This is a genomic window from Rubrivirga halophila, from assembly GCF_046845755.1.
GTDB lineage: Bacteria > Bacteroidota > Rhodothermia > Rhodothermales > Rubricoccaceae > Rubrivirga.
The window spans coordinates 3,238,537-3,263,985 of sequence record NZ_CP177357.1 but is presented as its reverse complement, the minus strand read 5'-3'; the positions used below and the strand labels follow the sequence as shown (position 1 = coordinate 3,263,985).

The following is a 25,449-nucleotide window of genomic DNA, read 5'->3' as shown; positions in this document are numbered from 1 at the left end:
CGCTGGGTCCCACCGGGCGCCGCCGGCGCCAGCCCATGAGCGCGTTCGTCCGACTCCAGACCATCCTGCCGCAGCACCTGATCTCGCGCGCCGCCGGCGGGCTCGCGGCGTCCGAGGCCCGCTGGGTGCGCGGCCCGCTCATCCGCGCCTTTGCGAAGGCGTACGGGGTCGACATGGCGCAAGCGGAGCGGCCCGACCTCGCCGACTACCGCTCGTTCAACGACTTTTTCAGCCGCGCCCTCGCCCCAGACGCCCGACCCATCGACCCAGCGCCGGGCGCCGTGGTCAGCCCCGCCGACGGGGTCGTGAGCCAGACGGGGATCATCGAGGAGGGGCACTTGCTCCAGGCCAAGGGCATTCGGTACTCGTTTCAAGCGCTGGCGGGCGGGTGCGCCCGACCCGAGTTCGAGGGCGGCCCCTTCGCGACCGTCTACCTCTCGCCGAGCGACTACCACCGCGTCCACCTCCCGCTTGCGGGGCGGTTGGTGCGGACAGTCGCCGTCCCCGGCAAGCTGTTCTCGGTCAACGCGGCGACCGAGGCGGGCGTCGAGGGTCTGTTCGCCGTCAACGAGCGCCTGGTGATGGAGTTCGAGACCGCGCATGGCCCGATGCTCGTCGTCATGGTGGGCGCGATGATCGTCGCCAGCATCGAGACGGTGTGGCCCGGTCCGGCGTCGCCGTACCGCGAGCGGACGGTGACCGAGCACGACCGCGCGTTCGAGACCGGCGCCGAGATCGGGCGCTTCCTGCTGGGGAGCAGCGTCGTGCTCGCGTTCGAGCGCGGTCGCGTCGACCTCGACGCGGCGCTGGCGGCCGGGACGGTGCTCCGGATGGGCGAGGCCATCGGCACCGCGCGCTGACGACGCGCCTTCCGCTGTCGTCCGTGGGCCCTAGATTTGAACCATCGACCTCTCGCGTGTGAGGCGAGCGCTCTAAACGCTTGAGCTACGGTAGGCGTGAGCGTGGCATCGCTGGAGGAGGCCGTCCGATTCTGCCCCCGCTACGACGCCCGGAGCGTGCTCGTGGCCCACACCCACTTCTCCGGGAACCTCAAGCCGTCGAGGGCCGACGTGACTATCTCGCGCCGACTCAAGGCGGCCGGGGAGGCCATGGGCGTCGACCTCGTCGTCGGGTACGACGGCCCGCCCCCCTCACTCGCTGGACAGGGCCACTCTGATACGAAGAGGGGAGCCGTGTCGCGTAGACACGGCCCCCCTTCTCTCACCGGATAAAAAGAGCGCCTGGGCGCTCGGGTTCCATCAGCGGATCACCGTGAGCCGCCCGGTCTGGACGTCGGCGCCCGCCACGACGCGGACCATGTACAGCCCGGACGGGAGGTCGGCCGTGTCGAGCTCGAACTCGTGCCAGCCCACCGCCGCGGTCGCCCGCGTGGAGCGCACCTCCCGGCCGCGGACGTCGTAGACCGCAACCGTGACCGGGCCCGCCGTCGGAACCCCGTAGCGGAGCGTGGCCCGACCGCGCGTCGGGTTCGGGTACGGGGCCTCGAGCGTGAGCGCATCGGGCGCGGCCTCGACCGATGACATGGAGGCCGGGGCCGCCATGGTGGAGGCCTCCTCGGCCGGGCTCTCGCCCTTCGCGCTCTCCGAGTCTGCCCCCCCCGCCGTCGAAGAGGCGGCGGTGATCGGAGCGGAGCCAGCCAGGGCGACGAACCCGGCGTCGTGGAACGCGAAGGTTGACTGTTTCACGTCGATGTCCCGCGCGGCCACAGAGCCCGTCAGCGTCGACCCGTGGTCGACGTGGACGTGGTCGCCGGGGGCGACGACCGTGCCGGCGAACGTCGACCCGTGTTTGATGTCGACGTGCCCGTCGGCGTAGACCGTGAGGTACCGGCTATCGACGGGGCCGAGCGGGAGGAGCTCGACCGACGACTCGTGGTCGAACGTGACGTGGCCATCGACGCGGATCTCGACCGGGCCGGCCGAGAGGTCGACTTCGACGCGCGAGCCGTCCTTGACGTCGAGCTTGTCAAAGACGTAGAGCCCCGTCGAGAGCCGGATGACGGCCCCGTCGTCGAGCTTGACGTCGCCGTAGGCGCCGGGCGCGAGCGTCCGGTCCTGGCCCTGCTTGAGGTCGACCTTCTCGCGGCCGGGCTCGATGGCCGGGAGCGCCGGGAGGGCCACGGTCGCCACCGACAGCTCGGCGACGGCGCCAGAGACGAGCGCACCGTGGTCGACGCGGACCTTCGGCGCGGTCACGTCGCCCGCGACCGTCTGCTCGTCCTTCACCTTGACCTCGTCGGAGGAGGTGAGGCTCCCGGCGTGGGCGCCCTCGCCGTCGTTGCCCTTGAGGTCGACCTTCCGGTTGGCGTGGAGGGCCCCTGAGGTCGTAGCCCGGTCAGCCTTGAGGTGGTGGTCGGCGAGGAGCGCGTAGGCCGGGAGGAGGGACGCGTCGTCGACGACGTAGACGGTCCGCGTGGCCGCCCCGGTGTTGCCGGCCGCGTCGGTCGCGGCGTAGGCCAGTGTGTACGTGCCGGGGAGCGCGGTGTCGACGACGTCGGGAGTGGCGGCCGGGAGAGCCCCCTCACAGGCGTCGTAGGCCGTGGCGCCGGGGTCGGCGTACGGGCCCGAGAACCGGACGACCTCGACCGTCGCCGCCCCGTTCAGGGCGACGGCCGGAGGCGTCGTGTCGACGACGTCGACGGTCCGGACGACCGGGTCCGACGTGTTGCCGTAGGCGTCGGAGGCCGTGTACGTGAGGATGTAGGTGCCGACGGCGGAGCCGACCGTACCGACGACGGAGACCGCCGGGACGGGGTCGCCGTTGTCGGTCGCCGTCGTGCCCGGGTCCTCGTAGTCGGCCGGGCACTCGAGCGTGATGGCGGCGTCGCCGATGAGGGCGAGGGCCGGAGCCGTCGTGTCGGTGACGGTCACGACCACCTCGTCCGTGTCCGACTCGCCACTAGGGTCGGTCACCGTGAGAGTGAGTGTGGAAGTCCCGAGCGGCAGGGAGAGCTGGGCGGCCACTTGGTTGCTGAGCTCCGTGCCGCCGAGCGCCCACGAGTACGTGAGCACGTCGCCGTCCGGGTCCGACGATCCGCTCGCGTCGAGCGTAACTTCGGTGCCGAGGGGAGACGTTGCCTCGATGGTCTGGTCCGCACCAGCGTCCGCAACGGGAGGGGCATTGACCGACGTCGTGGAAAGGACGAGCTGGATGTCGCCTATTCTGCCAGACGTGCAGCCGAGGATAAATCCACCTGAGTTGGGCGAATACGCGCTGCCGATCGCGAAGGGACCGCCCGCTCCGTTCTTGATGGCCTGGACCGCCGCGGCGCTCAGGTCGACCTCGAAGGGGGCCGCCGGGGTCGTCGTTACGGCGCGGGTCCCGTAGGAGGTGCCAGACCCGAGGTCCGCCCATATCGAGAACTTCCCGGAGCCACCAGCAGTCAGCGTCCCAACCGGCGTCGTGACATCATACAGCGTATATGTTCCGCTAGATGAGGTATTACATCCTGTTTCATTTATTACTAATTTGCCACTCGTTGTGCCTGTTAGCGCTGCAGGCAGGTCAAAGACAAAGAAAGATCTGTATTCAGGTCCATTGCCGTCACCCGTAAAATAGTTGGTATTGCTACTGCTGTGGGAATATATGCTATCCTCGTACCACCCAGAGTCTCGGTTGTTCACGATCTCAGTGCCAGCGGTAGTTGAGGCAGAGAACGAGGCCTGCGCCGGCTCCACCTGCCGATCCTCCCACGAGGGTGGGAGGGTGGGGTCTACCCCGGGTGGAGGTGCCTGGGCAATGGCGGCAGGGGCGGCCGCTACCACTCCGACGAGGAGGGCCAGGTAGAGCGAGGGGTGTAAGAGGATTCGCATGTGAGCGCGTGTATAGTATGAGACCCCAGGTGCCACCACAGCACCTGATCGTCGAACGCGGGGCGTCCGTGGGCGGGTGGCTATCTTACTGGGCCCGAGGTTACCGATCAACCATGTAATTACAGGATTCTTTGGCTGGTCAGGATTCAAGCAGGTGACCCGATGATCGTGTGTCTCATTTTAAGTACCCAAGGCGAGACGGCTCGTTGTGTACCTGCTCCGGCGCTCGGCCCTCGCGTTAGATGGCACCGCCCCTTATGGCCAGGGCCACCGCGGCCGCAGCGGTTCTGGATCTTAAACTATTACATAAATATTTACATATTAGTTTGTGATCGTTCGACTGGGGAAGAGAGCCTCGGCTACTTCGCCTTGGGTCTGCCCCTTCGATAGCAATGTGAGCACGTCTGCTAACGTTCGGATAGGGAGCGCAGAATGTCGCTCAGCTCCCTACTGTCGTCCTCGGCGTTATAGAATTTGCAGTCCATAACTGATAGCCGAACGACAGGCTCGATCTCTTCTACGGCTTGTTGGGCGAACCCGAACGCTCCCGCGCCCAGAGCAGCGCACATAACCGGGGGAGCGGTGGACGGCCGACGAAGATGGATCGCACCCTCGGTGCCGTGCCACGTGCTCCAACCGCGAACTGTACAGCGTAGACGCCTGATGATTCGAGTTCAAGGACTGCGATGTCAGGTACGTCACGACCCGCTCCCATATCGAGCACTGTAACCCCCATCGCTGACGCCGAGAGTGTCGACCTTGAAGCACGTAGCCCGCGTGTCGCTCGTCAACGACCGGGCGCCCGCGGGCCATCGCGAGGTCACGCTCGGTTACCTCGACTGGCTCGAGCGGAAGTCCGAGGCGGCGGGCGTCACGGTCGAGCACGTCGTCGACGCCCCGTTCCAGGTCTCGGGCGGGCGCGCCAAGCGAGGTCTGACGCTGTTTGACGTCCGCTTCGATGGGACGCTGTCGGTCACAGTCACGGACCCGGCCCGGCGAAGGGGTTCGGGTTCGGGCTCCTCTCGTTGGCGCCCGCGTGACCGATTGTTGGACCCGAAAATACAAACCCCCTGTCTCCCAATTAGATGGAGACAGGGGCGGTGGGCCCTGATGGATTTGAACCATCGACCTCTCGCGTGTGAGGCGAGCGCTCTAAACCCCTGAGCTAAGGGCCCGGTGCGCCGGCGGCGAGCGCCAGCGGACGACGAAAGTAGCGGACGCGGGCGGCCCCGGGCAAGGCGCGACGGTGGAGAGACCGCGAGGACCGCACGCCACCGGCTCGCAGGTCGGCCATAAAGAAGCGGGCCGCCCCGAAGGACGGCCCGCTTGGGTGGCTCAGGCTTACGGGCCTTGCGCCTCGAACAGAGGGAGCGCTACGCCTCCTCCGGGGAGTAGACCTCCTGGAGGATGCCCTGGAGCTTGGTACGGCCCCGGTTGATGCGGCTCTTGACGGTACCCATCGGGAGGCCCGTGATGTCAGCGATCTCCTCGTAGGCGAGTTGCTGGACGTCGCGCAGCACGACGACCTCGCGGAACTCCTCGGGGATCTGCGCCAGCGCGTCTTGGATGTACTTGTCCTGGATCGTGCCCTCGGCGTGCTTGTCCGGCAGGAACGTCTCGTCGGGGATCTCGACCTCGTACTCCTCATCGTCACGGTTGACGGACTGGAGGCTGTAGAGGCGACGGCGCTTGCGCTTGCGGTACTCGGACCGCGCCAGGTTGCCGGCGATGGTGTAGAGCCACGTCGAGAACTTGGCAATTCGGCGGTAGCTGTGCCGGTTGCGGTAGACGCGCAGGAAGGTCTCCTGGAGCAGGTCCTCGCACTCCTTGAGGTCGCCGAGGAACCGATAGATGTAGTTCGTCAGCGGGTCGTGGTAGCGCCCGACCAAGATGTCGAAGGCCTCGACCGTCCCCATCTGGAACTGGCTCATCAGGTCCTCGTCGTTCATCTGCGAGAGGACGCCGTGGTTCTTCGAGGCCGGGGTGACGGTCCGGTTGGCCTTGGCGAACGTCTGCTTTTTCAGGGTCGGCATAGAGGGGAGGAGAGGGGAAGGGTCGGTGGGAGGCCGCCGGGGGGCAGCGGGAACAAAAAGCGCAAGGAGCGTGCCCGGTCGCCTGTTGCAACGGAGGACTGCGGGGTCTTCGTAGAATCCCTGACGTGGATTCCCCGATGAGCCTTACCGGGGAGGTGCTGCCGCGCGGCGGAGCGCTAGGGTCAGGATCAGGCGCTCGTCGCGGTGAGAGGCCCCTTTGAGCTCTAGGTCGGCCGCGAGGAGAGCCTCGAAGGCGCGCCGGACGCCGCGCTCGCCGTACCGTTTGGCGGGTGACACATAGTCACGAAGGGCAAACGGGGGCACGCCGATTTGTCCGGCCCACTCGCGCTCGGGGACGTTCTGGGCCAGACAACCTGTCAGCTTCCACAGCTTCGTCACGTGCGACGCCAGCAGGGCGACGATGCGGATGGCCTCGCCCCGGCGCTGCCCGGCTTGCGTCAGCAGCGCGTCGGCGATGGCGAGCGCGCGGGCGACGTCGCCGCGGCCGAGCGCGTGCTGAAGCTCGAACGGGTTCTGCTCGGCCGAGTGTCCTGCCGCCCGAAGCACGTCGTCGCGCGTGACGAGCGCCCGGTCGCCGACATACGTCACCAACTTGTCGACCTCGGACTCGAGCGAGCGCAGGTCGGCCCCGGCCAGCTCGGCCAGCATCTGGGCCGCGCCGGACTCGGTCTCGACACGCCGCGCGCGGAACCGCTTTTCGACCCAGCCCGCCAGCTGGCGCTCTTTGAGCGGATCGAACAGCGACCACACGGCCTTCTCGCGCAGCGCCCGGTACGGGTGCGCCGAGACGTTGGGCTTCGAGTCGCACAGCAGGATCACGACGGCCTGGGGGTTCGGCGCCGCGGCGTAGCTCTGGAACAGCTTGTTGTCGGCCAGCTTCTCGAACCCGCGCACGATCACCAGCCGCCGCGCGGCCATCATCGGGAACTGCGAGCACTGCGCCAGCACGGCCTGCGCCGAGGCCTCGGGCCCGAACACCACGTCGACGTTGAAGTCGTGCTCGTGGGGCTCGACGGCGTGCTTCAGCGCCAGCCGCTGGAGCTCGTCCATGAACCAGCCCTCCTGGCCGTAGAAAAAGTACAGCGGGGCAAACTGGCCGTTGGCGAAGCCGGTCGAGAGGTCGTCGAACGAGGCGCCTGTCTTGGAGCGGCCGTTTGCCATGTGGGGTCGGGGGGGAAGGCCCCAAGGTAGGCCCGGGGCGAGGCCCCCCTCTGTCACCGAGGCCCCGGTGGCCTCACCACGCGGGGCGGTACGTGCACGTGCACCGCACGTCTTCGCCGACGTCGTGGGGGATGAACTGCAGCCGCATGGCGTCGTCGAGCGTCATCTCCAGGCCGTCGTTGTCGCGGCACAGGCGTGGGGCGTCGGGCGTGCGCGGCGCGCGCAGGCGGACGCGTTCGACGCCGGCCTCGCCGAGCACGAACAGCTGATACGCCTCGTATTCGCGAGCCGACATACTGGTCGGGCGGGGCGGGACAATGGGCGGGCGGACGGGGTTTAGACGAGGCGGCATGGCACAAGAAAACAGGTGCGAGCCGTGTGCGTGGGCTGGCGGCCGGTTCGGGCACGGTCGCGTTCCGGCTAGCACGACTGTCCGGTCTAGCTTTGGCGTCCCCTTCCCTGGCCTCCCCGACCCATGGCTCCCAAGCTCCTCACCGAGTTTCTCGGCACGTTCTTTCTCGTCTTGACGATCGGCCTGACGGTCCTGATCGGGAGCGCGCTCGCGCCCCTCGCCATTGCCGGCGTGCTGATCGCGGTGATCTACATGGGCGGCCACATCTCGGGCGCGCACTACAACCCGGCCGTCACACTCGCGGTCTGGATCCGGGGCCGGATCACGATCCCGGAGGCCGGTGCGTACGTGGCGGTGCAGGTGCTGGCGGCGGTGCTGGCGGCGTTCGCGGCCTACCTCGTCACCGGCGACGTGCTCCAGGTGACGCCGGCCGAGGAGACGGGCCTGGGCGCCTTTTTCCTGCTGGAGCTGCTGTTCACGTTCCTGCTCGCGCTCGTCATCCTGCACGTGGCGACCGTCAGCGGCACGGCGGGCAACGACTACTACGGGTTGGCGATCGGGCTCGTGGTGCTGGGCGGCGCGCTGGCGGCCGGGCCGATCTCGGGCGGCGCCTTCAACCCGGCCGTCGCGCTCGGCCCGGTCCTCGTCGACGTGGTCGTGGGCGAGGGGCAGTCCATGGCGAGCCTGTGGGTGTACCTCGTGGCGACGTTCGCGGGCGGGGCGCTAGCGGCGTTCACGTTCAAGGCCCAGATGCCGAACGAGGCGTAGGGCAGGGCGCGGACGGCGGCCCGTCGTCGGCCGGCCGCGCGATGCGTAAGCCGCGCGTGCCGCGCCGCGTCGGGAGAGCCATGCGTAGCGCCCTCCTCCTCGCCGCCGTCCTCCTGCTCGCGGGCTGCTCCCAGGCCCAGGCGCCCGAGCGCGCGCTGCCGGGCTTCGACACGAACACGGCGCGGCGGACCATCGAGCTGTCCGAGCTCCGCGCCGGCGGCCCGCCCAAGGACGGCATCCCGGCCATCGACGCGCCGGACTTTATCACCGCCGACCGCGCGAGCGTGTGGTTGGCGGATCGCGAGCCCGTCGTCCTGCTCCGCCTGCGCGGGGAGGCCAAGATCTATCCGCTCCAGATCCTGACGTGGCACGAGATCGCGAACGACTCCCTCGGTGGCGAGCCCGTCGCGGTCACGTTCTGCCCGCTGTGCTACAGCGCCGTCGCCGTCCGCCGCACGGTCGAGACGCCCGACGGCCCGCGCGTGCTCGACTTCGGGGTCTCGGGCCTGCTCCGCCACTCGGACCTGGTGATGTTCGACCGCCAGACCGAGACGCTGTGGCAGCAGTACACCGGCGAGGCGCTCGTGGGCGACTTGGTCGGCTCGACGCTCGACGTGCTGCCCGCCCAGATCGTCTCGTTCGCCCAGGCCCGCGCCGCCGAGCCCGACGCGCCGGTCCTCTCGCGCAAAACCGGCCACCGGCGGGACTACGGCCGCAACCCCTACGTCGGCTACGACGACGTCGCGCAGTCGCCCATCCTCTATGACGGCCCTCCCGACGGCCGGCTGGCGCCGATGGCGCGCGTCGTCGCCGTCGAGGCGGGCGGCGCGTTCCGGGCGTACCCCGCCGACCTCACGCGCGAGCGGGGTGTCGTCGAGGACCGCCTCGGGGGCGTCGAGATCGTCGTCTTCCACGCCGGCGACACGGCGACGGCGCTCGGGGAGGACCGGATCGCGGACGCGCGCGCGGTCGGCTCGGCGGGCGCCTTCCGCCGGACCGTCCGGGTCGATGGCCGTCCGGCCACGCTCACGTTCCGCCGCGAGGGCGGCGCCTTCGTGGACGCCGAGACCGGCAGCCGGTGGGACGCCACGGGGATGGCGATCTCGGGCTCGCTGGCGGGGACGCGGCTCGACTTGCTCCCCACGCACGACACGTTCGCCTTCGCGTGGTTCGCCTTCCGCCCCGAGACGACGGTATGGGAGGAATGAGGGACGAGGCGTGAGGAGTGAGGGCATGCGGGAGCCTCGGCCACCCGCCGCTCATTCCTCGTTCCTCATCCCTCGCGCCTCGCCATGACTCAGATCGGCTCCCTTACCGTCTCCGCCGTCGGCCTCGGCTGCAACAACTTCGGCTGGCACATCGACGAGGCGGCCTCGCAAGCCGTCGTCGACGCGGCGCTCGACGCGGGCGTCACGCACTTCGACACGGCCGAGCTTTACGGCGACGGCGCCAGCGAGCGGTTCCTGGGCCGCGCGCTCGGGTCCCGGCGCGACGACGTCGTGATCGCGACGAAGTGCGGGTACCGACCCAAGGGGGGCGAGGGCGGGCAGGCGACGCCTGCGGCGGTCCGCCAAGCATGCGAGGGCAGCCTGCGGCGGCTCGGCACCGACCGCATCGACCTCTACTACCTCCATCGGCCGGATCCGGACACGCCGATCGCCGACACGCTCGGCGCGCTGGCCGACCTGGTGGTGGAGGGCAAGGTCCGCGAGATCGCGTGCTCCGGCTTCTCCGTCGACCAACTCCGCGAGGCGGAGGCCGCCGCGAGTGGGGCGCGGTTCGTGGCCGTCCAGAACGAGTACAGCCTGCTCCACCGCGAGCCCGAAGGGGGCGTCCTCGACACGTGCCGCGCGCTGGGGTTGGCGTTCGTCCCCTACTTCCCGCTCAAGAGCGGCCTGCTGACGGGCAAGTACCGCCGCGGCGACACCGACGCCGACGGGCGCCTGAACGCGACGGAGGGCAAGTTCAAGACGATGGGCGACTCGGTGCTGACCGACGCCAACCTCGACGCGGTCGAGCGGCTGATCGCCGTCGCCGGGGCGCGCGGCCACACGATTCTCGACCTCGCGTTCGCGTACCTGCTGGCGCACGCGCCGGTCGTGAGTGTGATCGCCGGGGCGACGAAGCCGTCGCAGATCCGCGCGAACGTAGCCGCGGCCCAGTGGACCCTGACCGACGACGACCTGGCGGCCGTCGACGCCGCCCTGGCGGGCTAGCGCGCCGCCCACCCCTGCGCCGCGAGCACCCGGGCGCGAACGTCGCGGAAGCGGTCGCTGTCTTGCGTCCCGCCCTCGGGCATCGCTGCCGCCGCCTCGACGGCGCGCTCGACGCGCTCCTCGCCGAGCGGGTGCGTCCCGAACCACTGTTCGAACCGGCCCGGCTCGCGCTCGCGCAGCGCCACCAGTGTTTCGAACATGGCCGCTTGGCCGTCGGGGTCGAAGCCGGCGTTGGCCATGTACGCGAGCCCGAGCTCGTCGGCCTCGCGCTCGTCGGACCGCGAAAAGCGGGCGAGCGCGCCCTGCCCGATAATCCCGGCGACGAGTTGGCGGACGAGCCCGGGGTCGTTGCCCAGGACCAGACCCGCGACGACGGCCAGCCCCTGCGCCTTGACCATCCGCTCGGTGCTGTGCCGCGCGGCCACGTGCGCCACCTCGTGCCCGACGACCGACGCCAGCTCGGCCTCGGTCTCGGCCGCCGCGATCAGCCCGGCGTGGACGTAGACGTGCCCGCCGGGGAGCGCGAACGCGTTGACGGCCGGGTCGGCGACGGCGGTAAACGTCCACGGGCGGTCCGCGAGCTCGGTCTCGGCCGCGAGTGCCGCGCCCAGCGCCGCGACGTAGAGCTGGACCTCTTTGTCGGGCACGGCGGCGATCTGGGCGTCGACCTCGGCCGCGAGCTCATTGCCCAGTGCCCATTCGTCGTCGAGCGAGACCAGGTTGAGGTCGCCGCGGTTGACGCTGTCGGAGGCGCAGGTGCAGCCGGGCACGAACGCGAGGGCAATGAGGAAGACGGCGAGGCGGACGGGCATGGCGCGAGCAGAGGGGCGGGCGGCGTACGCGCCAACCGCGCTCGCGTCTCCCGCCGACTTCGCCCCGAACGCACCGGGCCTCGGCCCGTCCCTCACCGTCCGCGCCGGACCTTTCGGGTCCCTTTGCCGCCTCCCGGCCCGCTATGCAGATCCGAAACGTCGCCATCGTCGCCCACGTCGACCACGGCAAGACCACGCTCGTGGACGCCCTGCTGCAGCAGAGCGGCACGTTCGCCGCCCACGAGACCGTCACCGAGCGCGTGATGGACTCGATGGACCTCGAGCGCGAGAAGGGCATCACGATCATGGCCAAGAACACGGCCGTGCGCTACGTCACCGACGCCGGCGAGACCGTCAAGATCAACATCGTCGACACGCCGGGCCACGCCGACTTCGGCGGCGAGGTCGAGCGGACGCTCCGCATGGTCGACGGCATCATGCTGCTCGTGGACGCCGCCGAGGGGCCCCTCCCCCAGACGCGCTTCGTGCTCTCGAAGGCGCTCGCGCTCGGGCTCGTCCCGATCGTGGTCATCAACAAGATCGACCGCGGCGACGCGCGCGCCGAGGAGGTGCTCGACGAGATCTACGACCTGTTTATCGACCTCGACGCCGACGAGCACCAGCTCGAGTTCCCCGTCATCTACGCCGTCGCCCGCGACGGCGAGTGCACGCTGGAGCTGGGGACGGAGCTGACCGACCTCAAGCCCGTCTTCGAGACGATCGTGGACACGGTCCCGGCGCCGGCCGGCGACCCCGACGCGACGCTCCAGGTGCTCGTCACCGACGTCAAGCCGGACGCCTACCTCGGGCCGATCGCGATCGCGCGCGTCGTCAACGGCACGCTCAAGATGAAGCAGCGCGTGCTGATGTGCCACCGGACCGGCGAGCAGAAGGCGACCCAGGTCACGAGCCTGTTCGTCTCGGAGGGCCTGGACCGCGTGGAGGCCGAGACGGCGACGGCCGGCGACATCGTCTACGTCGGCGGCCTGACGGGCATCGGCCTGGGCGAGTCGATCACCGACGTCGAGGACCCGCAGCCGCTCGCGGCGCTCGACATCGACGAGCCGACGCTGTCGATGGAGTTCCGCGTCAACGACTCGCCGTTCGTCGGCAAGGACGGCAAGTACGTGACCTCGCGCAACCTGCGCGACCGCTTGATGAAGGAGGGTGAGGCGAACCTGGCACTCCGCATCGACGAGACCGAGAGCACCGACCGCTACCTCGTCTTCGGCCGCGGCGAGCTCCAGATGGCGATCCTCATCGAGCAGATGCGCCGCGAGGGCTACGAGTTCGCCGTCGGCACGCCCCAAGTCATCACCAAGCAGGTGAACGGCAAGACGCACGAGCCGTACGAGCGGGCGACGATCGACGTGGCCGAGGAGTTCATGGGCGTCGTCATCGAGACGCTCGGCACGCGCAAGGGCATGATGGTCGAGATGAAGAACAACGGGTCGGGACGGATTCGGATGACGTTCGAGATCCCGGCGCGCGGGCTCATCGGCTACCGGACAGAGTTCCTGACCGACACCAAGGGGACCGGGCTGCTGACCCACCTGTTCGACGGCTACAAGCCGTGGGCCGGGCCCATCACGCACCGCGCGACGGGCGCCATCGTCGCCGACCGCAACGGCAAGGTCACGCCGTACACCATCGTCAACCTGCAGGAGCGCGGCCAGCTCTTCGTGGAGCCCGGCGACGAGGTCTACAACGGGATGATCGTCGGCGAGAACGCGCGCGACGAGGACATGGAGGTCAACGCGACCAAGGAGAAGAAGCTGACCAACATGCGCGCGTCGGGCTCGGACAACTTCCTCAAGATGAACCCGAGCAAGAAGATGTCGCTGGAGGAGGCCATCGAGTTTATCCGCGACGACGAGCTCATCGAGATCACGCCGACCTCGATGCGCCTGCGCAAGCGGCACCTCGACCCCCACGAGCGCAAGCGGGCCAACAACGCGCGCAAGAACGAGGAGGGCTAGGGCGCAAGCCGGCCGGATGTGCGCACGGGCCGCTCCCTCGGGGGGCGGCCCGTGTCTCGTTCGGGGTGGAGACTTCACCCATCCACGCGGCGCTCTGAGGGGGCGCGAGCGCAGTCAGGGGACCCACGCCGCCGCCCGGCCGTGTACCCGCGCCCGAGTCCCGGTGTCCCTCTTGTCCGACCTCCGCGGCGCCGTCCGGCTCCTCGCCGACGCCGTCACCGGCACCACCGACGTCGTTGAGGCCGCGCACGCGGCCGTCACGCGGCGGCGCAAAGTCGGTGACCGCAAGCGGGGGATCGCGGGCTTTGTGTACCGGATGATCCGGGCGATCACACGCGGTGCGGCGCGGGCGGCCGACGGCGGGCTGGCGGTGGCCGAGCGGGTCCGGCCCGACGCGCTCGACGGCGCGCGCGGCGAGATCCGCGAGGCGGCGGTCGCGGCGCTCAACGGGGCCTTTGGCGACACGCTCGCGAGGACAGGCAACGAACTGGCGACGGCCACCCAGATCCGCTATGACGGACGGCCCGTCGACACCGGCGCGGTCGCCGACCCGTCCGAGACGGTGCTCGTGTTCGTCCACGGCCTGTGCATGCACGACGGGCAGTGGGGCGACGACGCCCACGACCCCGGCGCGGTGCTGGCGGAGGCGCTCGGCGCGAGCCGGCTCGGGCTCCGCTACAACAGCGGGCGCCACGTCTCGGACAACGGGGCGGAGGCGGCGGAGGCGCTGGAGGCGGTTGTCAGGGCGTGGCCCGTCCCGGTGCGGCGGATCGTCGTGGTCGCACACAGCATGGGCGGGCTGGTGATGCGGAGCGCGCTGGGGCACGCCGTCGATGCCGGGCACGGGTGGCCCTCGAAAAACGTGTCGCTGGTGTGCCTGGGGACGCCCCACCACGGGTCGCCCCTGGAGCGCGTCGGGAACGTGGTCGACACCCTCTTGGGGGCGACGCGGTGGACGGCGCCGTACGCGGCGCTCGGGCAGGCGCGGAGCGCGGGCGTTACCGACCTGCGGTTCGGGAGCGTGGCCGAGGCGGACTGGGTCGGGCTCGACCGCTTTGCCCGCGGCCCGGACCACCGCGAGCCGCTCCCGCTCCCGGACGGGGTCGCTGTGTACCTCGTGGCCGCGACGCTGGGCGACGGGAAAAACGGCGTGCGCGACCGGACCGTCGGCGACGGGCTCGTCCCGCTCGACAGCGCGCTCGGTCGCCACCCGGATCCGGCGCTCGCGCTGGCGGTGCCCGCCGAGCGCCAGTATATCTTGCCAGGCACGTCGCACTTCGACCTGATCCGCGACCCCGAGGTGACGGCCCGACTGCTGGCGTGGCTGGTGCCTAGCGGAGCCGGACCTCGCCGCCCGCCGGCGTGAGCAGGACGACCGGCCCGTCTACCGCGACCGTCAGCGCCAGCGTCTCGGTGATGTAGGCCTCGCACACGTCGTTGTTGGCGTCGTGGACGAGCCAGACCTCGGTCTTGGTCGCGGCCGACCGGACCCGGGGCTCGAAGGTGTGCGCCTGGCACCCACCGCTGTAGCTCACGACGGCCGTCAGCACGTCGCCCTCCAGGCTCGCGGACTCGACGCGGTAGGTGTCGCCGATGTCGGGCGGGCCGCTGGCGGTGGAGTCGCAGGCGGCGAGGACGAGGGCGGCCAGGAGGAGCGTGCGCATCGGGGGGCGGGGCGGGGGCGCGAACCTCGGACAATCGTCGGCGGCCCGCAAGGCCATGCGGGTGCCCATCCGAGCCCTGCTTGCGCCAGCAGGTGGGGCGTCGCGCTCGGCAGACCCCCCGCTCGGACGCGCAGATGGAGTGCCAGGCTGTGGGGCTGGCGTGCCGCGCCCAAGCTGTCCCCCTTGCCAAGGGGGACAGTCCGTGTGGCGTCGTGCCACTCGTGCGCGAGCGCCCCAATGCTGGCGCCAGCCCCCTCTCAGAGCGCCGCGCGGACGGGGGGTCTGCCGAGCACATCCCTCCCACCTCGGTCCCGAGGCGGGGGGACGTGATCTCGCAGCAGTCGCGACGGGGCGCCCGCTACGGGCGCACCCAGTCGGCGACGAAGGCGCGGTAGACGCCCGCGAAGTCGGGGTGGAAGGGGACGCGGTTGTGGCCGGCCGTCTCGAACACGACGAGTCGCTTGCGGCCGGGCGCGAGCGGGGAGGCGGCGTACAACTCCCGGCTCATCCAGGCCGGGATGCGGGCGTCGAGCGCGCCCGCCAGGATCAGCAGCGGCTCGTCGATGCGGCGGACCGGCGCCAGGCTGCCCTCGCCCGCGAGCGCGTCGGAGACCTCCAGCCGGACGAACGGACGGAAGACGGGGTACAGGTCGAACCGTGAGGCTGCGTAGTCGGCCGTCGTCGTCGCCGAGTTTTCGAGCACGACGCCTGCGGTCTCGCGCTCGGCGCCGACGTGGCTGGCGAGAAAGCTGCCCAGCGAGTGCCCGTGGACAATCACGCGCTCCGATCCGACGACGGCCGCGACGGCGTCGAACGTCGCCAGCGCGTCGGCTTTGAGCGCGTGCGTCGACGCCTCCCCGGTGCTCCGCCCGTGGCCCCGGTGGTCGACCAGCACCACGTCGACGCCGGTGCGCAGGAGGGGGACCAGCTTTTTCAGGCCGAGGTGGGAGATGCGAAAGCCGTTCCCGCCGAAGTACAGGACCGTCGGGCGCGCGTCGTCGGGCGCCGCGTGGCGGACCCACCACCCTGCCAGCACGGCACCGTCGACGGCCATGTCGAACGGCTCGACGGTCGCCCCGGGGACGGCCCGGGCGACGGCCGCCGCGTCGAGCGCGGGCGCGGAGGTGTCGGCGTCGAGGCGCGGGTGCAGCACGTGCTCGGGCCCGACGGCGACGGTCACGCAGCCGGAGGCGGTGAGGGCGAGAGCGAGAACGGCGAGGCGCATGGGAGACGCTGGAGAGCAGAACACCGATCACCGAAAACCGACGACCGAAAAGCGACCCGGTCGGTACGTTTGGGGTCCCTCCGATCGTGCCCCGTGGATCTGCCCGTCCCCCAACTGCCCGTCACCGACCCCGTGCTGATCGTGGCGATCACGATGGGGATCCTGCTCGTCGGACCGCTGCTGTTCGAGCGGTTCCGCGTGCCCGGGCTCGTCGGGCTCATCGCGCTCGGCGCCGTCGCCGGGCCGAGCGTCACCGGGCTGCTCGAGCGCGACGCGACGTTCGTGCTGCTCGGCACGTTCGGGCTGCTGTACCTGATGTTCATGGCCGGCGTCACGCTCGACCTCGCCGAGTTCGCCAAGCAGCGAACGCAGGCGCTGGCGTTCGGGGCCCTGTCGTTCGCCGTCCCGATGGCGCTCGCGCTGACGCTCGCGCCGAGCGTACTGGGGTATGGGATGCCCGCGGCGGCGCTCCTGGGGAGCATCGTCGGGAGCCACACGCTGCTGGCGCTGCCGATCGCGGGGCGGCTGGGGATCTCGAAAAACCGGGCGCTCGTGATCGCGACCGGCGCCACGCTCGTGACCGACCTGTTTTCCCTTCTGGTGCTGGCGGTCGTGCAGGGGCTGGTCGGCGGCGACGCCGACGCCGAGTTCTGGCTGACGTTCGTAGGCAAGACCGCTGTGTGGGCCGTCGCCGTGCTGTGGGGGATGCCCAAGCTGGCGCGGGCCTTTTTCCGCCGCGTCCGCCGCGAGGACGACGCCGCGTTCGCGTTCCTACTGGCGCTCGTCTTTTTCGCCGCGTGGACGGCGTCGCTCGCCGGGCTGGCGCCCATCATCGGTGCGTTCCTGGCGGGCATCGCGCTCAACCCGCTGATCCCCAAGAGCAGCCCGCTGATGACGCGGCTGCAGTTCGTGGGCAACGCCTTCCTGGTGCCGTTCTTCCTGGTCTCCGTCGGGCTGCTGGTCGACGTCGGCGTGCTCGGGTCGCCCGTCGTGTGGGGGCTGGCCCTGCTGTTCACGGCGATCGTGTTCGTGGGCAAGGGCGGGGCCGCGCTGCTGGGTATCCCCTTGTTCGGGTTCTCGCGCGACGAGGCGGTCACCGTCGCCGGGCTGACGATGCCCCAAGCCGCCGCGACGCTGGCGGTGACGCTGATCGGGTTCGACATCGGACTGTTCTCGCAGACCGCCGTCAACGCCGTCGTCGTCGTGATCGTCCTGACGTGCCTGGTCGGCCCGAGCGTGGTGCAGGCCGTCGGGCGGCGCGTGGCGCTGGCGGAGGCGGACCGGCCGTACGAGCCGGCGTCGGCGCCCGAGCGGATCGTGGTGCCGCTGTCGAACCCGGAGACGGCGGCGGACCTGATGGAACTGGCACTGCTCCTGCGGAGCCCCAAGAGTGAGGAGCCCATCTTCCCCGTCGCCGTCGCGCGCGCGGGCGCCGACGAGGCCGAGAACGTGGCCGCCGCCGAGCGGCTGATGGAGCGGGCCGTGCTCCACGCGACGGCGGCGTCGGTGCCGGTCTCGCCGACGGTCCGGATCGACGACAACGCGGTCCGGGGGATCCTGCGGGCCGCGCGCGAGGTCCGCGCCAGCGAAGTCGTGGCCGGGTGGAACGGGCAGCGCTCGCCGGGCGCGATGGTGTTCGGGCAGGTGATCGACGGGGTGTTGACGGAGAGCCGGTCGATGGTGGTCGTGGCGCGGCTCGTGGCCCCGCTCGCGGCGGCGCGGCGGCTCGTCGTGCTCGTCCCGCCGCTCGTCCACCGCGAGACCGGGTTCGCCCGCGCGGCGCGCGTGCTCAAGGTGCTGGCGGCGCAGAAGGGCCTCAAGGTGGTGGCCTTCGCCGCGACCGACGACGCGGCCGAGGTGGAGCGCCGCCTCGCGGAGGCCCGGCCTGAGGCGTCGGTCGAGGTCCGGCCGCTCGACGTGTGGTCCGGCGCGGTCCGCTCACTCGACGACGAGGTCTCGACGGGCGACGTCCTGGTGCTGATCGGCGTGCGCCACGGGGCCGTCGCGTGGCGGCCGGCGCTGACGCGGCTGCCCCGCGTGCTCGCGCGGCGCCACCCCGGCCTCGACCTGCTGTCGATGACGCTGTCCGAGGCGGCGACCGTCCCGCTCGTTGCCGAGGCCGTCGACGGCGACGGCGTCGAGGACTTGTCGCTGCCGCCCGAGCACATCGTGCTCGACCTGGCGCCGGCGTCGGCCGAGGCGATGCTGCGCCGCGTCCTCACGCCCGGCTTCCCCGACCGCCCCGGCCTGGCGGCCGACCTCGCGCAGCGGCTGGCGGCGATGCCCGACGACGCGCCCGAGGTGATGCCCGGCGTGGTGCTCTACCACGCGCACGTCCCGGATGTGGAGACGCCCCAGGTGCACGTCGGCGTGTGCCCGCGCGGGGCGCCGCTCCCGCACACCGGCCAGCCCGCGCGCGTGGTCGTGGTGCTGCTGGCGCCGGACGCGCTCGACGCCGAGGCCTACCTCCGCCAGCTCGCGGTGACGGCTCAATTGATCCGCTCCGAAGCGACCGTCGAGCGGCTCGTCGAGGCCGAATCGCCCGAGGCCGCCCGCGATGCCCTCCTGGGCGCCGTCCGCGACGACCTCGCGATGGAGCCGGCCGACCCGCCCGCCGCGAGCTAGGCCGGGACGGCACCGCCGATCGGACGAAGGGAGAGTCGGTAGATCAGCGCCGCCCGTTGTATTGGTCGGCCGTCGTCCATCGGTATCGGAACCCAGCGGCAACGTACTGGACTGCCGTTCCAAACTCGTTGGAGACGAGTGCAGGGTGATCGAACGCGACGGGGTCCAGCATGGCTGAAACCCCAACGGTCGCAAAGGGCTCGAAGGGGAACAGCTTTGGCGAGAAGCCCAAATCGATTCTGGCCAGAGCCGCCGCGTTCGTCCGGCGGTCGAGGGAAGTCGTCTCCGAGCGGTCAAACGACCCGGCATCTGCTGGCATTTCGATCAGGTCGTTGACGACGAGGCCAACACCGGCACCGATCCGCAGCGCGACAGGTTGGTTGCCTGGAAGGACATCGGCGTAGGCACCGACAAAGCCCGCGTAGTGATCCCACACGAGCGTTGCGGCCCGACTTGGATCCGTACTCAGCGCATAGCCCGGAGCTGTGTGTGCTCTGGTTGGGGCGAGTGTGAACGATCCGAACACTCCCAAAAACTCGGAAAACAGATACGTCACATCGAACGCTCCTCCGAGCAGCCCTCCGTCGCCGCCCTGCGCGCGCGGATACAGGGCTTGGAGACTCAGCGCGAATAGATGCTTGTCATAGTAGCCATCTCGGTCCAACCGTGTCTCGTTCGACCGGCTCCGATCTTGGTTGGCGCGTGCCACGCCTTCCACGGAGGACATGCGGTCCTCAAGATCTTCCACCCGGACGGTGAGCCCGTCAATCCGGACCCGATTGTCTGCTGCAAGGTCTTCGAGCCGGACCGTCCGGCCCTCGAGGTCCGTGATCCGGCCATTGTGGTCCGCCACGGCGCCTTCCAACTCGACGATTCGTCCATGCTGATCGATGAGCGTCCGACGGACCTGACGGAGTTCTTGGGCCTGGGCGGTTGTCTTGCGCTCAACGCGGAGTAGCCGAGTCTCAACTTCTCGGAGCCGCCGGTCAACTCCTGCAACGCGTTGGTCGAGCAAGTTGAGTTGTCGCTGGGTCCACCCGTGACGCTGTTCCATCTCTTCCCGGACGGCTCGAATCTCATTGCCGTTTCGCCGGATACTCTGTTCAAGATCGCCAACGAACCGCTGAAGCTCGCGGAGAGCATTGCTCTCATCTCTACTGAGTCCACCCCAGCCGAGCGCGCGTCGAATCATCTCGATGGCTGCGGTGATCCCGAGTTCGACTGCCAGGTCAACAGCAATTTGTCCGAACCGGCGGCCCGCTCGGCTCGCCATGAAACGCCTGACGATCATCCATGCCGGCCGGATGGTGAGGGCTGCAGCATCGTCATCGGGATGCACGTCCGAACGCGCGCTCCAGTATTCTGAAGTGACGCGCTCTGGCCCATTTGCCGTATATGGGGACGGGACTGGCGCAGCGAGCGCAGCGGGTGCCGCAGACAAGCAGGCTACAATGTGGGAAAGGCAAGCCCACGCCAAGAGGTTGGGTCGGAAATGGAGAGGTGACACACAAGTCATGGCAGACGTGGGTGAAAAGGGATTGGCTGAAATGGAGGTGGTTCGGGTATGTACGGTGAAAGGCGTTCATGAGGGCGAGGAGGTCAAGGCCTTCTAAGCAAAGGCTGAGGCGCACACCCACAGCTCTATCGCGCGTGGCCTCGGTCTGCGAACGTCCGGCGCACGTGCGGGCAAGACTCCGTGGAGCCGCTCAAGTCGGGGCTCCCCGCGCCGATACCGGAGTAACTCCGAACCGGTCTGACGCGTCTTGTCAGACACCGACCGCCGAGACCATGCCGCCCGCCGCCGAAGCCCCCTACGAGATCGTCCCCGCTGGGCCCACCCTGGATGGCATCGCCTGGCGGCAGCTCGCGTTCGTCGTGCTGGCCCTCGTCGCCGGGCTCGCGCCGCTCGTGCTCGCCTACGCCTTGGCTGCGTAGCGTTTCAGACGGAGGCCCCGCCAGCCGACGGCGCTGGAACCGCGTGCGCAGCCCGGCCATCCCGAGGGCGCACCTCCTCCGCCCCGATGCGCCTCGGTCACCTCCGCCTCGACGTCGCCGACCTCGACCGCCAGACGGCGTTCTACACCGAGGTCCTGGGGCTCGCCGTCCGCGAGCGCGCGACCGACGACGTCAGCCACTACGCCTTCCTGACCGACCGCGCGCCCATCCCCGAGGGGTCCGAGGACGGGATGCACCACCGGCTCGTGCTCCGGCAGGCGCGGGATGGATCGGCGCCGGGCCCGACCGGCCGGTTCGACCACTTCGCCTGGGAGGCCGAGACGCCGGCCGAGCTGCTGGCGGTCGTCGAGCGCGTCCGCGAGCGGGGCGGCGAGGTCGATCTGCAGGACGCCCAGATCGCGTGGCAGGCCTACTTCCACGACCCCGAGGGCACGCGCGTCGAGGTCTACTGCGACCGCCGCACGGCGCCCGACGGCGACCCGCTCTGGCGCGGCCGCCAGCAGAGTCTCGACGAGGCCCGGTTGGTCGCAGGGGCGAAGGACCAGGACTGAGGAATGAGGCGACGGCGACCCCGGCGCTTGCGCTGGGTGAGATCTCGCTCCTCGTCCCTCACTCCTCGTTTTTCCAGTACCCCCAGCTCGACTTCCGGACGCGGTCGCCGCCGAGCCCAGTGAACAGCATCAAGGGGCGGATCCAGCCGTGGAGCGTCTTTTTGACGCGGCCCTGGTCGAGGCGCCGGTGGTCGCGCTCGTAGACCTTGAGGCCACCCGCGAACGTCACCCGCCAGCCGGCCTTGCGGACGCTCCACAGCGCGAAGATGTCCTCGTTGGCCGTCAGCGCGGGGTCGAAGCCGCCCGCGTCCAAGAGCGCCGTCCGGCGGAACAGCATGTTCGAGCCCGAGCCCGCTGGGACCGTCAGCCACGACATGGCGCGGATGCCGAACGAGAACAGCTTGTAGTAGAGCCGGTAGTCGTCGTCGGCCGAGAGCTTGGCGCCCTGCACCGCGCCCACCTTGGCGTCGAGGTCGAGGGCCAGCCAGCCGGTCCAGTAGTCGGCCCCGAACGACATGTCGGCGTCGGTGAACAGGACCCACTCGGTCGTCGCCGCCTCCAGCCCGATCTGGCGGGCGATGGGGATCGAGCCCCGGTCCTCGATGACGACCGCAGTCGGGCGCCGGGCGCGGATGATGTCGCGCGTGTCGTCGTCGCTGGCGTCCACGACGACGAGCCCGACGGCCGGGTCGATGGAGTCGAGGAACGGGCCGATGTTGGCGGCCTCGTCCTTGGTCGGGACGATGACGGTGAGGTCGGAAAGGAGCACGGGCGCGCGGGGCGGGGGAGGGGGAAGGTCGGACGTGGGGGTGGGGGCGGGGCGAGCCCCGGCGCCTCTCACCCGTTCCTCACCGGCCGCAGCCCGAGCACGGCCTCGCCCTGCTCGAAGACGACGTCGACCGGGATGCCCGCCTCGGCGACGCGGTCCAGGCTCTCCGAGAGCGCGGGCGACATCCGGCCGTACTGCTGCACGAAGGCGTCGACGGCGTCGTAGTCGCCGTCGCCCTGCAACGTCAGGATGCGGCGCGCGAGCGCCTCGATGGCCGGGCCCATCCGCGCCGGGACCACGCGCCAGACCTGGCCCTCGGACGTCGCCTCGGGCTCGATGGCGCCCTGCTCGCGGAAGAAATTGAACCGGACGAGGTTCGCCCGCCCGTGCGCGCTCGAGGCGCCGAATCGGATGGAGCGGAAGATGGAGGCCACGAACGTCACGTAGTGCTCGTCGAGCCCCGCCTCGGCCCAGTCGCCGCGCGAGATCAGCTGCTGCACCATGTAGAGGCCGAGCACGTCGGCCTTCCCCTCTTCGAGCGCGCTCGCGCGGTCCTGCAGCGCCTCGCGGACCGTCCCGCGCCCGTCGACCGTGGTCTTGATGCCCAGCCCGTGCGCCACCTCGTGGAACATGGTGTTGCCGAAAAAGGCCTCGAAGGTGACGAGGTCCCGCTGGTCTTCGGCGAGGAGCACGTCGGCGATCGGCACCAGGATGCGGTCGAACTTGGCCCGCATCACGTTCTGGAGCTGGAGCCGCCGCGAGCCCTTCTCCAGCTGCACCGACTCGTCGTTGGGCAGGTTGATGGCGATCGTCTTGGAGCCCGCGTTGGCGTCGCCGGCCACGAACACCACGTCGTACGCGCCCAGGTCGGCGTCGGCCCCGGGCGACTCGGCGCGGTAGACGCTGTCGACCGGCAGCCCGCGCTGCAGCTCGGGCAGGAGCGCCGCGTACGCCCCGAGCCGCGCGCTCCACGCCTGGTCCTTGACGAGCACGAACGCCTCGTGCGCCGCCTTGAAGCCCGCGAGCCCGTCCTCGTACGTCTCGATGGGCCCGATCACGATGTCGAGCGGGTTCGTCCGCATGTCCATCCACGCGAGGTCGCTGGCGCGGTAGTCGTCGGTCAGAAGCGCGTCGGCGCGCAGGCGCAGGAACGTCGCGAGGCCCTCGTCTTGCGCGAGGTCCGCCGCCATCCGCAGGTGCCGCGCGGCCGTCTTGTGCGCGCTCGCGAAGGCCTGGTGGTACGGCACGCCCTGTAGCTGCCCCGCGTCGTCGCGGCGGACGATCGTGTACAGCCCGGTCAGATTCCGCTCCGGGTAGAGGTCGGCCGCCGCCAGCAGCTCGTCCTTGCCGAGGTCGGCGGGGTAGAGGCCCGCGCCCGGCGGCTTCGGGTCGATGCCCGGCAGGAACGCCGCGTCGCCGTCGAGCCGGTCGTAGGGCCCGTAGTTGACCTCGACGTAGCGCCGGGCGGGGGGCGAGAGGCCGGCCAGGAGCGAGTCGCGGTCGCCGTAGGTCTGCAGCCAGAACACGTCGTCCATGGCGCGCGCCGCGGCGATCAGGTGCGGGATCATGGCGCGCGTCGAGTCGCTCAGGCCCGAGAGGTCGGAGGTGAGGCGGACCGTCGTGTACTGCGCCAGCTTGTCGAGCAGGACCGAGTCGGCGGCGCTGGCGGCGGCGAGCCCGTCGGTCGTGGCCGTCGGCGAGGGGCCGTCGGCGGCGTCGGAGAGCTGGCAGGCGCCGAGCGCGAGGACGAGGGCGAGGGCGGCGAGGGGCGGCTTCATGGGCGACGGGGGCGGGCGCGGCCGAAGATACCCGGCGCGCCGCGCGCGCCGGTTTCCGACCCGCGGGCGCCCGCCGCCGGTCGCTCCTCCGCGCTGTCGCCGGGCGGTGCGCGACGGAGCTCCCTCGCCGCACGCGGGGCGGACTCTCGCTGGGGACGACATGACAGGCAGGTCACGGTCGTCGGGGCGGTGGATCGAGCCCGGCCTGAAGCCCGCGCCGGGGCGCTCGATACTCCCCATCCCTTCGGGGCGCCCGACGGGGCGGCGCCGAGGGCCTACATTCTCGGCGCACCCGAGACCCACGCCATGCCTACTGGCGGCGACGACGTCATCCGCTGCTCCTTCTGCAGCCGCACCGCCCACGAGGTCACCTCGATGGTCGCGGGCCCCGACGTGTACATCTGCGACCGCTGCATCCACGACGCCTCGGGCATCGTGCGCGGCGACCTCCAGGCCTACGTCCCGCCGAGCGCCGCCGTCGCCGCGGCCCGCCGGTCCGGCCGCCCGCGCCGGATGACCCCGCGCGAGATCAAGGGCGCCCTCGACGAGCACGTGATCGGCCAGGACGGCGCCAAGCGGACGCTCTCGGTCGCCGTCTACAACCACTACAAGCGGATCGAGGCCGAAGAGTATCTCCACGCCTACGACGACGTCGAGCTCGAAAAGTCCAACATCCTGCTGCTCGGGCCGTCGGGCACGGGCAAGACCCTGCTGGCGCGGACGTTGGCGAAGATCTTGGACGTCCCGTTCTCGATCGCGGACGCGACGGCGCTCACCGAGGCCGGCTACGTCGGCGAGGACGTCGAGTCGATCCTGTCGCACTTGCTCCAGTCGGCCGATTACGACGTCGAGCGCGCCGAGCGCGGGATCATCTACGTCGACGAGGTCGACAAGCTCTCGCGGCGGGGCGACAACGCCTCCATCACGCGCGACGTGTCGGGCGAGGGCGTCCAGCAGGCGCTCCTCAAAATGCTCGAGGGGACCGTCGCCGGCGTCCCGCCCAAGGGCGGCCGCAAGCACCCCGAGCAGTCGCTCGTCCAGTTCGACACGCGGAACGTGCTCTTTATCTGCGGCGGGGCCTTCGACGGGCTTGCGCCCCAGATCGCTCGGCGCCTGTCCCAGTCGCCCATCGGCTTCCACGCGTCCGACGCCCGCACGGTCGACGTGGCCGACCCGACGCTTTTCCGCCACGCCGAGCCCGACGACCTCCTGCGCTACGGGCTCATCCCCGAGCTCATCGGCCGCCTGCCCGTCCTGTCGTCGCTCGACGCGCTGACCCCCGAGGACCTGCGCCGGATTCTGACGGAACCCAAGAACGCGCTCGTCCGCCAGTACCAGAAGCTGTTCGCGATGGACGGCGTGGACTTGGTCCTCGACGACGGCGCGCTCGACGCGGTCGTGGACCAGGCCGTCGAGCTGAAGACCGGGGCCCGCGGCCTGCGGTCCGTCCTGGAGCGGGCCATGCTGGACTTGATGTTCGAGGCGCCCGACACGCACGCCGGCCTCGTCTGCCGCATCACCGCCGCGACCATCGCCGACGGCGAGGCCCCGGTCTACGAGGAACGCAAAGCGTCGGCGTGAGCCAACGCAAGGCGTCGGCGTAGCTCGCGCCGCTCGCGGGAGGGGCAAGATGAAGCAAGGGGCAGAACCCGGGCCCGTGATCTGTCCGCCCGTCCACACGGTTATCCACGACGTGGACAACTCCA

General features: G+C 70.5%; 21 protein-coding genes and 1 tRNA gene. 11 read left to right on the top strand and 11 right to left on the bottom strand.

The genetic code is table 11. The features are described from left to right. The first annotated feature begins 35 nt into the window (after positions 1 to 35). Positions 36 to 860: an archaetidylserine decarboxylase gene (asd, locus tag ACLIRP_RS14285; protein WP_412061136.1), complete on the top strand. Its 825-nt coding sequence runs from the start codon at positions 36 to 38 to the stop codon at positions 858 to 860. Positions 861 to 956: 96 nt separating this feature from the next. Further along, positions 957 to 1,232, top strand: coding sequence for a JAB domain-containing protein (locus tag ACLIRP_RS14280; protein ID WP_412061135.1), 276 nt, complete (start codon positions 957 to 959; stop codon positions 1,230 to 1,232). 27 nt (positions 1,233 to 1,259) lie between these two features. Here ACLIRP_RS14280 and ACLIRP_RS14275 read toward each other — a convergent pair whose 3' ends face one another. From ACLIRP_RS14275 to ACLIRP_RS14255, 5 genes are all read right to left on the bottom strand, one after another. Next, positions 1,260 to 3,644, bottom strand: a complete 2,385-nt coding sequence (locus ACLIRP_RS14275; RefSeq protein ID WP_412061134.1) for an immunoglobulin-like domain-containing protein — start codon at positions 3,642 to 3,644, stop codon at positions 1,260 to 1,262. Positions 3,645 to 4,934: 1,290 nt separating this feature from the next. After that, positions 4,935 to 5,008: transfer RNA gene (locus tag ACLIRP_RS14270), tRNA-Val, on the bottom strand. A gap of 198 nt (positions 5,009 to 5,206) precedes the next feature. Further along, positions 5,207 to 5,782 carry an RNA polymerase sigma factor gene (locus ACLIRP_RS14265; RefSeq protein WP_412063718.1) on the bottom strand — a complete coding sequence of 192 codons (576 nt, stop codon included), beginning with the start codon at positions 5,780 to 5,782 and terminating at the stop codon, positions 5,207 to 5,209. 228 nt (positions 5,783 to 6,010) lie between these two features. Beyond that, entirely contained in the window at positions 6,011 to 7,048 is a 1,038-nt protein-coding gene (holA, locus tag ACLIRP_RS14260) for a DNA polymerase III subunit delta (protein ID WP_412061133.1), read from the bottom strand. Positions 7,049 to 7,121: 73 nt separating this feature from the next. After that, positions 7,122 to 7,343, bottom strand: a complete 222-nt coding sequence (locus tag ACLIRP_RS14255; protein ID WP_412061132.1) for a hypothetical protein — start codon at positions 7,341 to 7,343, stop codon at positions 7,122 to 7,124. Between the two features lie 180 nt (positions 7,344 to 7,523). Here ACLIRP_RS14255 and ACLIRP_RS14250 point away from each other — a divergent pair, with 180 nt between their 5' ends. The 3 genes from ACLIRP_RS14250 to ACLIRP_RS14240 all read left to right on the top strand — a co-directional run bounded on the left by ACLIRP_RS14250 (position 7,524) and on the right by ACLIRP_RS14240 (position 10,384). Continuing rightward, positions 7,524 to 8,168, top strand: a complete 645-nt coding sequence (locus ACLIRP_RS14250) for an MIP/aquaporin family protein (protein WP_412061131.1) — start codon at positions 7,524 to 7,526, stop codon at positions 8,166 to 8,168. 80 nt (positions 8,169 to 8,248) lie between these two features. Continuing rightward, positions 8,249 to 9,376 carry a DUF3179 domain-containing protein gene (locus tag ACLIRP_RS14245; protein ID WP_412061130.1) on the top strand — a complete coding sequence of 376 codons (1,128 nt, stop codon included), beginning with the start codon at positions 8,249 to 8,251 and terminating at the stop codon, positions 9,374 to 9,376. A gap of 84 nt (positions 9,377 to 9,460) precedes the next feature. Beyond that, complete coding sequence (locus ACLIRP_RS14240) at positions 9,461 to 10,384, top strand: aldo/keto reductase (protein WP_412061129.1); 924 nt, start codon at positions 9,461 to 9,463, stop codon at positions 10,382 to 10,384. Here ACLIRP_RS14240 and ACLIRP_RS14235 read toward each other — a convergent pair. After that, positions 10,381 to 11,196 (bottom strand): M48 family metalloprotease, encoded by an 816-nt coding sequence (locus ACLIRP_RS14235; protein WP_412061128.1) that lies wholly within the window; start codon positions 11,194 to 11,196, stop codon positions 10,381 to 10,383. The two genes, ACLIRP_RS14240 and ACLIRP_RS14235, sit on opposite strands and share 4 nt — an antisense overlap. A 143-nt stretch (positions 11,197 to 11,339) precedes the next feature. Here ACLIRP_RS14235 and typA point away from each other — a divergent pair, with 143 nt between their 5' ends. Together typA and ACLIRP_RS14225 are read left to right on the top strand one after the other, a co-directional pair. Next, on the top strand, positions 11,340 to 13,175 hold the full coding sequence (typA, locus tag ACLIRP_RS14230; RefSeq protein WP_412061127.1) for a translational GTPase TypA: 1,836 nt from the start codon (positions 11,340 to 11,342) through the stop codon (positions 13,173 to 13,175). Positions 13,176 to 13,347: 172 nt separating this feature from the next. Next, positions 13,348 to 14,541, top strand: a complete 1,194-nt coding sequence (locus ACLIRP_RS14225) for an alpha/beta hydrolase (protein WP_412061126.1) — start codon at positions 13,348 to 13,350, stop codon at positions 14,539 to 14,541. Here the strand turns inward: ACLIRP_RS14225 and ACLIRP_RS14220 are convergent. Both ACLIRP_RS14220 and ACLIRP_RS14215 read right to left on the bottom strand, forming a co-directional pair. Then, positions 14,507 to 14,839: a hypothetical protein gene (locus ACLIRP_RS14220; protein ID WP_412061125.1), complete on the bottom strand. Its 333-nt coding sequence runs from the start codon at positions 14,837 to 14,839 to the stop codon at positions 14,507 to 14,509. The two genes, ACLIRP_RS14225 and ACLIRP_RS14220, sit on opposite strands and share 35 nt — an antisense overlap. 358 nt (positions 14,840 to 15,197) lie before the next feature. Continuing rightward, positions 15,198 to 16,064 (bottom strand): alpha/beta hydrolase, encoded by an 867-nt coding sequence (locus tag ACLIRP_RS14215; RefSeq protein ID WP_412061124.1) that lies wholly within the window; start codon positions 16,062 to 16,064, stop codon positions 15,198 to 15,200. Positions 16,065 to 16,157: 93 nt separating this feature from the next. Between ACLIRP_RS14215 and ACLIRP_RS14210 the strand changes: the two genes are divergently transcribed. Further along, the gene (locus ACLIRP_RS14210) at positions 16,158 to 18,689 is read left to right on the top strand and encodes a cation:proton antiporter (RefSeq protein ID WP_412061123.1); all 2,532 of its coding nucleotides are present in this window, start codon (positions 16,158 to 16,160) and stop codon (positions 18,687 to 18,689) included. A 43-nt stretch (positions 18,690 to 18,732) separates the two neighbouring features. Here ACLIRP_RS14210 and ACLIRP_RS14205 read toward each other — a convergent pair whose 3' ends face one another. Further along, positions 18,733 to 20,028, bottom strand: a complete 1,296-nt coding sequence (locus ACLIRP_RS14205; protein ID WP_412061122.1) for a hypothetical protein — start codon at positions 20,026 to 20,028, stop codon at positions 18,733 to 18,735. Between the two features lie 449 nt (positions 20,029 to 20,477). Between ACLIRP_RS14205 and ACLIRP_RS14200 the strand changes: the two genes are divergently transcribed. After that, a complete protein-coding gene (locus ACLIRP_RS14200; protein ID WP_412061121.1) occupies positions 20,478 to 20,624 on the top strand; it encodes a hypothetical protein in 147 nt (48 codons plus the stop codon). 86 nt (positions 20,625 to 20,710) lie between these two features. Beyond that, positions 20,711 to 21,196, top strand: coding sequence for a VOC family protein (locus ACLIRP_RS14195; RefSeq protein WP_412061120.1), 486 nt, complete (start codon positions 20,711 to 20,713; stop codon positions 21,194 to 21,196). A 58-nt stretch (positions 21,197 to 21,254) separates the two neighbouring features. On the opposite strand, the gene ACLIRP_RS14190 is transcribed toward ACLIRP_RS14195, so the two are convergent. Continuing rightward, the gene (locus ACLIRP_RS14190; protein ID WP_412061119.1) at positions 21,255 to 21,965 is read right to left on the bottom strand and encodes a glycosyltransferase; all 711 of its coding nucleotides are present in this window, start codon (positions 21,963 to 21,965) and stop codon (positions 21,255 to 21,257) included. 68 nt (positions 21,966 to 22,033) lie between these two features. Beyond that, entirely contained in the window at positions 22,034 to 23,743 is a 1,710-nt protein-coding gene (locus ACLIRP_RS14185) for a dipeptidyl-peptidase 3 family protein (protein WP_412061118.1), read from the bottom strand. A gap of 306 nt (positions 23,744 to 24,049) precedes the next feature. Between ACLIRP_RS14185 and clpX the strand changes: the two genes are divergently transcribed. After that, positions 24,050 to 25,324, top strand: a complete 1,275-nt coding sequence (clpX, locus tag ACLIRP_RS14180; RefSeq protein WP_412061117.1) for an ATP-dependent Clp protease ATP-binding subunit ClpX — start codon at positions 24,050 to 24,052, stop codon at positions 25,322 to 25,324. The last annotated feature ends 125 nt before the right edge of the window (positions 25,325 to 25,449 follow it).

What these genes read in the sequence shown, in the direction of transcription:
- ACLIRP_RS14240 (WP_412061129.1), top strand. Translation starts at nt 9,461, where the DNA reads ATGACTCAGATCGGCTCCCTTACCGTCTCCGCCGTCGGCCTCGGCTGC.
- ACLIRP_RS14200 (WP_412061121.1), top strand. Translation starts at nt 20,478, where the DNA reads ATGCCGCCCGCCGCCGAAGCCCCCTACGAGATCGTCCCCGCTGGGCCC.
- ACLIRP_RS14195 (WP_412061120.1), top strand. Translation starts at nt 20,711, where the DNA reads ATGCGCCTCGGTCACCTCCGCCTCGACGTCGCCGACCTCGACCGCCAG.
- asd (WP_412061136.1), top strand. Translation starts at nt 36, where the DNA reads ATGAGCGCGTTCGTCCGACTCCAGACCATCCTGCCGCAGCACCTGATC.
- ACLIRP_RS14255 (WP_412061132.1), bottom strand. Translation starts at nt 7,343, where the DNA reads ATGTCGGCTCGCGAATACGAGGCGTATCAGCTGTTCGTGCTCGGCGAG.
- ACLIRP_RS14235 (WP_412061128.1), bottom strand. Translation starts at nt 11,196, where the DNA reads ATGCCCGTCCGCCTCGCCGTCTTCCTCATTGCCCTCGCGTTCGTGCCC.
- typA (WP_412061127.1), top strand. Translation starts at nt 11,340, where the DNA reads ATGCAGATCCGAAACGTCGCCATCGTCGCCCACGTCGACCACGGCAAG.
- ACLIRP_RS14265 (WP_412063718.1), bottom strand. Translation starts at nt 5,782, where the DNA reads ATGAACGACGAGGACCTGATGAGCCAGTTCCAGATGGGGACGGTCGAG.
- ACLIRP_RS14245 (WP_412061130.1), top strand. Translation starts at nt 8,249, where the DNA reads ATGCGTAGCGCCCTCCTCCTCGCCGCCGTCCTCCTGCTCGCGGGCTGC.
- ACLIRP_RS14220 (WP_412061125.1), bottom strand. Translation starts at nt 14,839, where the DNA reads ATGCGCACGCTCCTCCTGGCCGCCCTCGTCCTCGCCGCCTGCGACTCC.
- holA (WP_412061133.1), bottom strand. Translation starts at nt 7,048, where the DNA reads ATGGCAAACGGCCGCTCCAAGACAGGCGCCTCGTTCGACGACCTCTCG.
- clpX (WP_412061117.1), top strand. Translation starts at nt 24,050, where the DNA reads ATGCCTACTGGCGGCGACGACGTCATCCGCTGCTCCTTCTGCAGCCGC.
- ACLIRP_RS14215 (WP_412061124.1), bottom strand. Translation starts at nt 16,064, where the DNA reads ATGCGCCTCGCCGTTCTCGCTCTCGCCCTCACCGCCTCCGGCTGCGTG.
- ACLIRP_RS14250 (WP_412061131.1), top strand. Translation starts at nt 7,524, where the DNA reads ATGGCTCCCAAGCTCCTCACCGAGTTTCTCGGCACGTTCTTTCTCGTC.
- ACLIRP_RS14185 (WP_412061118.1), bottom strand. Translation starts at nt 23,743, where the DNA reads ATGAAGCCGCCCCTCGCCGCCCTCGCCCTCGTCCTCGCGCTCGGCGCC.